At 51.1% G+C, this 8429-nt stretch carries 7 protein-coding genes and 2 pseudogenes; 7 read left to right on the forward strand and 2 right to left on the reverse strand.

The genetic code is table 11. The features are described from left to right. From INT22_RS08515 to INT22_RS08530, 4 genes and pseudogenes are all read left to right on the forward strand, one after another. Window positions 1–1275: pseudogene (locus tag INT22_RS08515) on the forward strand (BCCT family transporter); the annotation flags it as partial. Between the two features lie 386 nt (window positions 1276–1661). Further along, on the forward strand, window positions 1662–3011 hold the full coding sequence (locus INT22_RS08520) for an MFS transporter (RefSeq protein WP_193061891.1): 1350 nt from the start codon (window positions 1662–1664) through the stop codon (window positions 3009–3011). 14 nt (window positions 3012–3025) lie between these two features. Next, complete coding sequence (locus INT22_RS08525; RefSeq protein ID WP_193061892.1) at window positions 3026–3541, forward strand: retropepsin-like aspartic protease family protein; 516 nt, start codon at window positions 3026–3028, stop codon at window positions 3539–3541. 71 nt (window positions 3542–3612) lie between these two features. After that, entirely contained in the window at window positions 3613–3792 is a 180-nt protein-coding gene (locus tag INT22_RS08530) for a PLDc N-terminal domain-containing protein (RefSeq protein ID WP_089039806.1), read from the forward strand. 118 nt (window positions 3793–3910) lie between these two features. On the opposite strand, the gene INT22_RS21775 is transcribed toward INT22_RS08530, so the two are convergent. Then, window positions 3911–4033, reverse strand: a complete 123-nt coding sequence (locus INT22_RS21775) for a hypothetical protein (protein WP_264298822.1) — start codon at window positions 4031–4033, stop codon at window positions 3911–3913. A gap of 228 nt (window positions 4034–4261) precedes the next feature. Here INT22_RS21775 and INT22_RS08535 point away from each other — a divergent pair, with 228 nt between their 5' ends. Beyond that, a complete protein-coding gene (locus INT22_RS08535; protein WP_038478158.1) occupies window positions 4262–5020 on the forward strand; it encodes a winged helix-turn-helix domain-containing protein in 759 nt (252 codons plus the stop codon). 18 nt (window positions 5021–5038) lie between these two features. Continuing rightward, entirely contained in the window at window positions 5039–6634 is a 1596-nt protein-coding gene (locus INT22_RS08540) for an ATP-binding protein (protein ID WP_193068052.1), read from the forward strand. Here INT22_RS08540 and INT22_RS08545 read toward each other — a convergent pair. Then, the gene (locus tag INT22_RS08545; protein ID WP_193061894.1) at window positions 6597–7535 is read right to left on the reverse strand and encodes a LysR family transcriptional regulator; all 939 of its coding nucleotides are present in this window, start codon (window positions 7533–7535) and stop codon (window positions 6597–6599) included. The two genes, INT22_RS08540 and INT22_RS08545, sit on opposite strands and share 38 nt — an antisense overlap. Before the next feature lie 99 nt (window positions 7536–7634). On the opposite strand from INT22_RS08545, the pseudogene INT22_RS20540 reads away from it, so the two are divergent. Next, a pseudogene (locus tag INT22_RS20540) lies at window positions 7635–8429 on the forward strand (5-methyltetrahydropteroyltriglutamate--homocysteine S-methyltransferase); the annotation flags it as partial.

Below are 8429 nucleotides of genomic sequence, written 5' to 3' on the forward strand. Positions count from 1 at the left end.
ACGTGCCTGCTGAAACTGACGCTGCTGCGCGCTATGCAATCCAATACAGTTACTTTAACTGGGGTATCCATCAGTGGGCAGCATTTTCTGTTGTGGGCTTAATTATTGCCTACTTTCAATTTCGGAAAGGGCAAGCAGGGCTGGTGTCTTCAGTACTCTCTTCAGTGACGGCTAAGCATCCCCGGGTCCGTCCTTACGCATCATGGCTAGATGTTTTTGCTGTGGTCGCCACCGTTATGGGGGTTGCCACCTCGCTTGGCTTAGGTGTGCTGCAAATGAACGGTGGGCTTAATGCGGTGTTTGGTTTGCCGGAAAATGGCTTTTGGCAGTTTGTCATTCTGTTTGTCATGTTTTGTGCTTACATGGCATCGACATGGTCAGGTTTGGATAAAGGCATTAAGCGGTTATCGAACTTAAACATGATTTTATGTATTGGCTTGATGCTGTATGTATTAATCACCGGCCCCACTATTGCTATTTTAGAGACCATTACCCTGGGGATTGGGGATTGGTGATTACCTGCAAAACTTTATTGGCATGAGCCTACGTATTTCGCCCTATAGCGATAATGAATGGGCGAGTAGCTGGACCATTTTTTATTGGGCATGGGTCATTGCCTGGTCGCCGTTTGTGGGTACCTTTGTGGCGCGTGTTTCCCGCGGCCGCACGATCAAAGAGTATGTTTTTGGCGTACTGTTTGTGCCGCCACTATTAGCCTGTTTATGGATAGGTGTTTTTGGCGGTGCTGCGCTTAATTTGGAAATGTCGAGCAGTGATGCTGGATTGACTGCCGCCACTGAAGCCAATATTACCGTGGCGTTGTTTGAGATGTTCGAGCTAATGCCCTTTACCGGTGCATTATCGGTAGTCGCCATGATGCTTATCTTCATTTTCCTGGTGACGTCGGCAGATTCTGCTTCCTACATCGTGGCGCAAATGACCGACAATGGCTCCATCAATCCGCCACTTTATAAGCGTATTATTTGGGGTGTCTTGATCGCCGCTATTTGTTTAACACTGATTGTGGCGGGTGGACTTTCTGGCCTGCAGTCAGCGGCGGTGCTTTCGGCATTACCGTTTACCTTTATTTTGTATATGATGATTGTAGTGCTGGTTCGTGAGCTGCGTGCTGATCGCAAGGCGATGCTAACGCAGCTATATCGTCGCCACGGGGAAACGCCGGTTGGTGCTGATGCGTTTGAAGCTGAGCAGTTAGGCGAGGAAGAACGCCTACGCCGTGCTCCAAGTGTCGTCAATCGCCGCATTAATAGTTAAATTATTCGCTGATTTATGGGGAATGCACACATGGATAAGGCGTGCTGATGGCCCGGCAAGGACACCACGGTGCCACGCGAAAACAGCCCAAAAGGGAGGTTTTTGATCGCTGGCTGGATCGAATCGTCACTGTTGCTGTTATAACAGCGATGGTGGTGGGTATTGCGGCCGTGGTAGCGCACTGGTTGCTATGATCCAGAAGGCCAAGGATGGCAAAAGCAACAATGTTCAGCGTATTACGCTCGGCTATGCCGAGCGTTTGCTTTTTTAAGGCCCCGTCCGCGGTTAAGCCGCTTTACTGAATAATCACCTGCCCTATTATCGTTATGAATTAGCTGTCGTTAATAGGGTAATGACGCTACTACACACTTTTTGAGAGAGCCTGCATGCTGACTGCTAACCCCGCCAAGGTTGCTCCCACCTACGCATCGCGACGTGAAATATTTGGTTGGGCAATGTTTGACTTTGCCAACCAGGCTTACACCTTGCTCATCATCACGGTCGTGTTTGGAGAACTGTTTACGACGGTAATCGTAGGTGATCGAGGCGATGGCTTTCGTCTAGCCAATTTTTTGTGGAGTCTCGCGCTAGCGTTGAGCTATCTAATGGTCGTATTAACTGCCCCGCTCTGCGGTGCCGTGATGGATTATCGAGCAGAAAAAAAACGCTTTTTATTAATCAGTTATCTCGCCACTGTGGCGACAACTGCCATGCTTTACTTTGTCGAGCCTGGTTACGTAGTCGTGGGGCTGCTGTTAATTATACTTTCAAACTATGCTTACTCGATGGGCGAGTCGTTTATTGCCGCTTTTCTACCGGAGCTAGGCCCTCCTGATGCGCTGGGTAAAATTTCTGGGTTTGGCTGGGCGCTTGGCTATATTGGTGGCCTTTTTGCCGCTGGTTTTACGCTGATGGTGCTAGGGGAGGCGACCGCCGATAACTTTGAACGCATACGTTGGGTAGGTCCTTTTGCAGCTGGCTTTTTCTTAGTAGCGGCGATTCCCACCTTCCTATGGATGAAAGAGCGAGGTGTGCCTCAACCCCATGCTGTTTCCTATCAACGTATTGCGTTACAGCGTGTTCGCTCAACATTTACTGAGCTGCGCTACTTTAAAGACTTAACTGTCTTTTTGGTGTCGCTGTTATTCTCAATGGCAGGTGTCTACATCATTATTGCGTTTGCTTTTATTTATGGTGCTCAGGTGATTGGCTGGGATGAGGGAGTGCGCAATATTATGTTTATTATTGTTCAAATAACGGCAGCGGCAGGCGCACTGGGATTTGGTTTTTTACAGGATAAATTGGGCGCCAAGCGCACGTATCAAATGACACTAGCGCTGTGGGTCATCGCTATTTTATCGATATGGGCGACGCCAGAGCTGACCGACTGGGTTAACAGCCGTTACGCCGTACAGTGGCAAGCACAGTACGTTTTTCTGGTGGTCGGTTGTCTGGCGGGTCTTAGTCTGGGGTCTAGCCAATCAGCTAGCCGGGCGCTGGTCGGCGTTTTTTCACCACTGGAGAAGTCTGCTGAGTTTTTTGGCTTCTGGGGGCTCGCTAATAAATTGGCCGGCGTGTTCGGGATTGTCATGCTGGGTGTTTTGCAAACGTTAATTGGTTTGCAAGCGTCTATCCTATTATGTGTAGGACTGTTTGTTATCGCGATGTTGATATGCGCTGGCGTGAATGAACAGCGTGGACGTGAGGCTGCACTTGCCTGGAAAAGGAGCGCTTAGTCTGGAGGTGGCGTATGAAAACCCTCGCTATGCAACGAGGTGGTATCGTCACAATGCTACTCTTTTGGGTGCTGCTATTGGCTGCTGGCACATGGCTATTAGATGGTGGTTTCGAGAAAGTAATGACGCCGAATGCCCATGTGATGTACGCCTCCGCCGATGACGGACCTGTCAATTTGACGCGTAATCGTGCTGGCCATTTTGAAGCGCCTGGGAAAATTAACGGGAAGCCGGTGACCTTCCTATTAGATACCGGGGCGACTTATGTTGCAGTGCCGCGCAACTTGGCTAGCGAGTTGGGGCTAAAGCCGGGACGCAGTGCTTGGTTTAATACCGCGAATGGTCGCGCAGAGGGCGCGCTGACACAGCTAGATGAGGTGGTGTTGGGCAACATACGTATGAATGGCGTACAAGGGTCTATAAGCCCTGGTATGGAAAACGATACCGTACTACTTGGCATGAGTTTTCTTAATTTATTGGTGATTGAAATACGTGGCGGGGAAATGGTGCTAAGCCTGCCTGCGGAGTGAATGTTACTTGTCTGTATCGAAACGGTGTGCTTAGCTAAAATTGATGGAAGCAAACCTGCTCAGGAGCAGTTATGGGCATTGAAGTAGGTGGATTACTAGGACTTATCTGGCTCATCATTGTTGTATGGGCCATTGTTAAAGTTGCTAAGAGTGCAGCAGGTGGGCTGGCAAAGCTGCTATGGATCTTGGCGCTATTGTTTTTTCCGTTAGTTGGACTGATCGCGTGGTTTCTATTTGGCCCCAAAGGGTAGCGAGCAACACGCTTTTTCTAAAAAATAAAGAGCGGACCACCTCTGTGGTCTGCCTTTTTAGTAACCTAGCGATCAGGCTACCTAACGGATCGTGAAACGGCTTATCACGCAAGCCGTTTTAGTCACTTGGTGGCGCTTTATAATGCCCCGGAATCGTCAGCTTCTCTCCATTAGGCAAATCGCGCACTTGAGTGGGTACGTAAACGCGCTTGATGACACTTTTTGTTTTGCTGATTCCCATAATGTCCTCCTTCTGCCAGATTATCGACAGTTAGCAACGCCACATTAGCGTTTGGCGGTGTAAGAATCAAGGTGTCTAGCAGGCGAACCATTACATAGGGTATGGGGAAAGAAGTAAGGGGGCAGGCGTTTGAACGGTTTTGAGGTATCCTGGAAGATATTGCAACCTGCGGTTACATAGGGTGAGCGGGTGATAACACAAACTGCCTAAGCGGAGTGAATATAAAGGATGGTAGACCACTTGGAACAGCAATTTCAGGCGCTTGGGGCTCAAGACGCCGCCACACTTGGCTATCCCGATCAAGATCACGTGTTGATTATTGAAGATGACCAGCGCTTGGCAGAGCTGACCCGCGAATATCTGGAGGCAAATGGCTTTCAAGTGACGCTAGAGGCGGATGGTGCAAAAGGCGTGGATCGTATTTTAACACTTCAGCCTGACTTGGTGATTTTGGACTTAATGTTACCGGGCGAAGATGGTTTGGCTATCTGCCGTCGTGTTAGGCCCAACTTTGCTGGTCCTATCATGATGCTAACGGCCCGCACGGATGATCTTGACCAGGTGCTGGGTTTGGAAATGGGGGCTGATGACTATGTTCCAAAACCGGTTCAACCCCGCGTCCTATTAGCACGTATGCGTGCGTTACTGCGTCGTGCCGATGCACCAGCGCCTGGTGGTGAGATGCGCCTGCGCTTCGAAAATCTAGAGATAGATAACGCAACGCGTGAAGCCTGGCTTTCCGGCGAGCGTATAGATCTTACCAGCGCGGAATTTGATCTGCTGTGGCTGTTGGCGAGCAACGCAGGGCGTGTATTAACCCGAGAAGAAATTTTCAATGAGCTGCGTGGCATTAAATACGATGGGCAGGATCGTTCAATTGACGTGCGGGTTTCACGTATTCGTCCCAAAGTAGGCGACGACCCTAACCAACCGCACCGGATCAAAACAGTGCGGAGCAAAGGCTATCTTTTTGTCAAAGACAGTTAACTAACAGAGGTTAACCGCATGCGGCGAGTGCTGGGCCACGGTTCTTTTTTAAGGTTTTATCTTCTGCTGGGGTTAGCACTATGCGTGGTATTTTTTATTGCATTGGGCGGGCGTTCTTTTATCGAGCAGATTCGTCGAGAAGATTATCGTGAACAGCTCGCCGCATTGCCGATGTCGTTAATGACGCAGCAGTTAGCGTCAAGTCCGGTGGCTGAAAGAGAAACCATGCTTGCCCGCTTTTCGGAACGGCTGGGTATGCAGCTCTCACTTAAGCGTATTGAAAGTGTGGGGCTTAACTACTTTGAACAAGCTCGCGTCGAGCGAGGCACGGTATTAGTTGCTGAAGAGCCCTGGCGGTTACGGCAACGCATACCCAACGATGAGTGGATGCTGGAAGCAACGTTTGCTGCCTGGAGCGAGCGCCAGTGGCAGGGCTGCATGATACTGCTCGGAGAGTGGCTTTCTAGCATGCCTCATGAGGCGAGGGCCGACGCCATCGCTTCGCTAGACGCGGGTGGCTGGCCACTTGTCCTGCTTTCAACGCCGCCCTCAGACCTTACTCCAGAACAGCAGTTTCAACTCGCTCAGGGAGGCGTGCTGACGCGGCTGGTGTCGGATAAGCTCTCGCTGATCCTGCTTTACCGGGTGCCTGGTGATAATCAGTGGTTGCAAGCGGGGCCGACCTCTCGTGGTGATACGCTGCCGGTCAATTTGCACTTACCTTTGTTGGTAGGCTTGATGGTCGTGCTTAGCCTGATTATTTACTTAATTATGCGCAGCATTGAATCGCGTATGGCGCGTTTAGAGCTTGCTGCGACTAGAATCGCTAGCGGGCGCTTAGAAACCCGGGTGAAAGTGGAAAGCGGAGACTTTTTAGGCCGCTTGGGTATGGCATTCAATGGGATGGCGAATCAAGTTCAGAGCTTGTTAAGAGGCCAGCAAGAGATGATTCGTGCGGTCTCTCATGAATTACGCACGCCGGTGGCCCGTATACGGTTTGCGGTGCAAATGGTCGAAGATATGACCGACCAACCTGCGATTCGCCGTCAGCTTCAGGGGATTGATGCTGATATTGCCGAACTAGACGAATTGGTAGACGAAATTCTCACCTATGCTCGCCTGGGGGGGGAGTCGAACAATGGCGTTGAATTAGAAATGGCGTTGGTTGAGTGCCGGGCAATGGCTGAGCGAGTCATCGACACGCTGTCACCTTTGCACCAAAGCTTATCGTTAACGCTGGATGGTAGTGCTGAAGTTGAGTTATACGCCGAACCTCGCTATTTACAACGAGCGTTGCAGAACCTTGTCAGCAATGCCTGTCGCTATGGCAAGTCGCAAGTAGTGATTCGCCTATGGGATGAGCCTCACCTTGTACGTATTGATATTGAGGATGATGGGCCCGGCATACCACCCGAAGCGCGTAGCGATATCTTCAAGCCGTTTGCCAGACTTGACGACAGTCGAGCCCGTAGCTCTGGGGGCTACGGGCTAGGTTTATCTATTGTGCAAAAAATTATCGCAGGCCATGGCGGTAGCGTCACTGTTGATACCAGCCCTACACTGGGCGGCGCGCGCTTTACGTTGCTGATTCCTCGTCGCGAGTTGCCGGTTTAATACCTGACAGCACCGCAAATGACGTCTCTTTAGCGGTGCGCAAAAAATCCTGCATCCAAGGCGCTTCTATATTTTCCTCCCGAATGGCAGCATAAAGTGTGCTCCAAATGCCGTTCTCGCCCAGTTTTACGGCGCTAACGTAATCCCGCTCTAAATACTCGGTGAGCGCCCAGTTGGGTAGCGCGCAGACGCCTCTACCGCTGGCAACAAGCTGCATCATCATGATGGTGAGCTCTGCGGTGCGAATTTCCTGTGGTCGTACATTGGCGGGAGACAAAAACTGGGTAAACACATCTAGCCGGGAGTGTTCGACTGGGTAGGTGATTAGCGTCTCCTCGGCTAACGCTTGTGGTTCGATAAATGGTCGGCCGGCAAAGGCATGCTGTCGAGCAACCGCTAGTAGTCCCTCATAACGAAACAGCGGCACGTAGTGAACCCCTTCCAGTGGCTGAGGATCGGCGGTAATCACCAAGTCTAACTGCTCTCTAGCAAGGGCAGGGAGTGGGTCGAAGTGGTGACCGCTGGGGATATCGATTTCCACCTCTGGCCAATGGTCGCGAAAATAATCCACCGTTGGCATCAGCCACTGGAAACAGCTGTGGCACTCGATCGCCATGTGTAATCGTCCCTGTTCGGTACCTGCTAAGCGAGCTAAGTCGCGCTCAGCTTTACGCACCTCAGGCAAAATCTCATCCGCCAGGGCCAATAGGCGAAGACCCGCCCGAGTGAATTCTACTGGGCGCGTTTTACGTACAAACAGCGCGCTGTCAACGCGACCTTCCAAGTCTTTTAGCTGATGGGAAAGTGCCGACTGCGTTAGGTGAACCCGCTCAGCAGCCTCCACTAAAGAACCGGTTTCCCGGAGGGCAAGCAGCGTGCGCAGGTGGCGTAATTCAATCATTGTGAGTATTTTTCATGATTAATATTAAAAACTTTAGTTTGATTCATCTTTGTAGGGTGAGCAGACTGTGCGAAATCATTCACGTTGAAAGGTTTCATCATGACAGTTTCTCATATTCTCGGCTATCCCCGAATTGGCGCTCAGCGCGAACTTAAAAAAGCCACCGAAGCCTATTGGAAAGGAGACATCACACGGGGAGACCTTGAAGCAACAGGTCAGGCGCTCAGGCTTTCTCATTGGCAGACCCAACAAAACGCGGGCCTCGACTTTATCAGTGTTGGCGATTTTGCATTTTACGACCAGGTACTTAATGTTTCCGTCATGCTGGGAGCGGTGCCCGCGCGTTTTAATGCCCAGCACGAAGTTAGCGCAGGCAACGTTGATTTGGATACCGCGTTTCGCATGGCCCGTGGCCGTGCCCCTAGCGGGACACCCGCAGCTGCTTGCGAAATGACCAAGTACTTTGATACCAACTACCACTACTTAGTACCTGAGCTGCATGAGGGGCAGACGTTTACGCTAGCGTCTGACCGCTTATTTAATGAAGTAGATGAAGCTTTACAGGCGGGCTTTACGCCGAAAGTGACGCTAACCGGCCCGCTTACTTGGCTATGGCTGGGTAAGACTAAAGGTAGTGAGTTTGACCGGCTGAGCCTGTTAGACAGCGTACTGGATGTGTATAGCGAAATTCTGGCACGCTTAGCCACTCAAGGTATTGAGTGGGTGCAGCTTGACGAGCCTGCTCTGGTGCAAGACTTGCCGTTGGCGTGGCAGCAAGCGTATGAGCGCGCCTATCATCGCCTGCAATCGGCGCCGCTGAAGCTACTCGTTGCCAGTTACTTTGGTGCGCTGGGTGATAACCTTTCGCTAACCACTCGCCTGCCAGTGGCTGGG

The organism is Halomonas sp. 3D7M (assembly GCF_014897885.1).
Taxonomy (GTDB): domain Bacteria; phylum Pseudomonadota; class Gammaproteobacteria; order Pseudomonadales; family Halomonadaceae; genus Vreelandella.

What these genes read in the sequence shown, in the direction of transcription:
- INT22_RS21775 (WP_264298822.1), bottom strand. Translation starts at nt 4,033, where the DNA reads ATGGGAATCAGCAAAACAAAAAGTGTCATCAAGCGCGTTTACGTACCC.
- INT22_RS08525 (WP_193061892.1), top strand. Translation starts at nt 3,026, where the DNA reads ATGAAAACCCTCGCTATGCAACGAGGTGGTATCGTCACAATGCTACTC.
- INT22_RS08520 (WP_193061891.1), top strand. Translation starts at nt 1,662, where the DNA reads ATGCTGACTGCTAACCCCGCCAAGGTTGCTCCCACCTACGCATCGCGA.
- INT22_RS08540 (WP_193068052.1), top strand. Translation starts at nt 5,039, where the DNA reads ATGCGGCGAGTGCTGGGCCACGGTTCTTTTTTAAGGTTTTATCTTCTG.
- INT22_RS08535 (WP_038478158.1), top strand. Translation starts at nt 4,262, where the DNA reads ATGGTAGACCACTTGGAACAGCAATTTCAGGCGCTTGGGGCTCAAGAC.
- INT22_RS08545 (WP_193061894.1), bottom strand. Translation starts at nt 7,535, where the DNA reads ATGATTGAATTACGCCACCTGCGCACGCTGCTTGCCCTCCGGGAAACC.
- INT22_RS08530 (WP_089039806.1), top strand. Translation starts at nt 3,613, where the DNA reads ATGGGCATTGAAGTAGGTGGATTACTAGGACTTATCTGGCTCATCATT.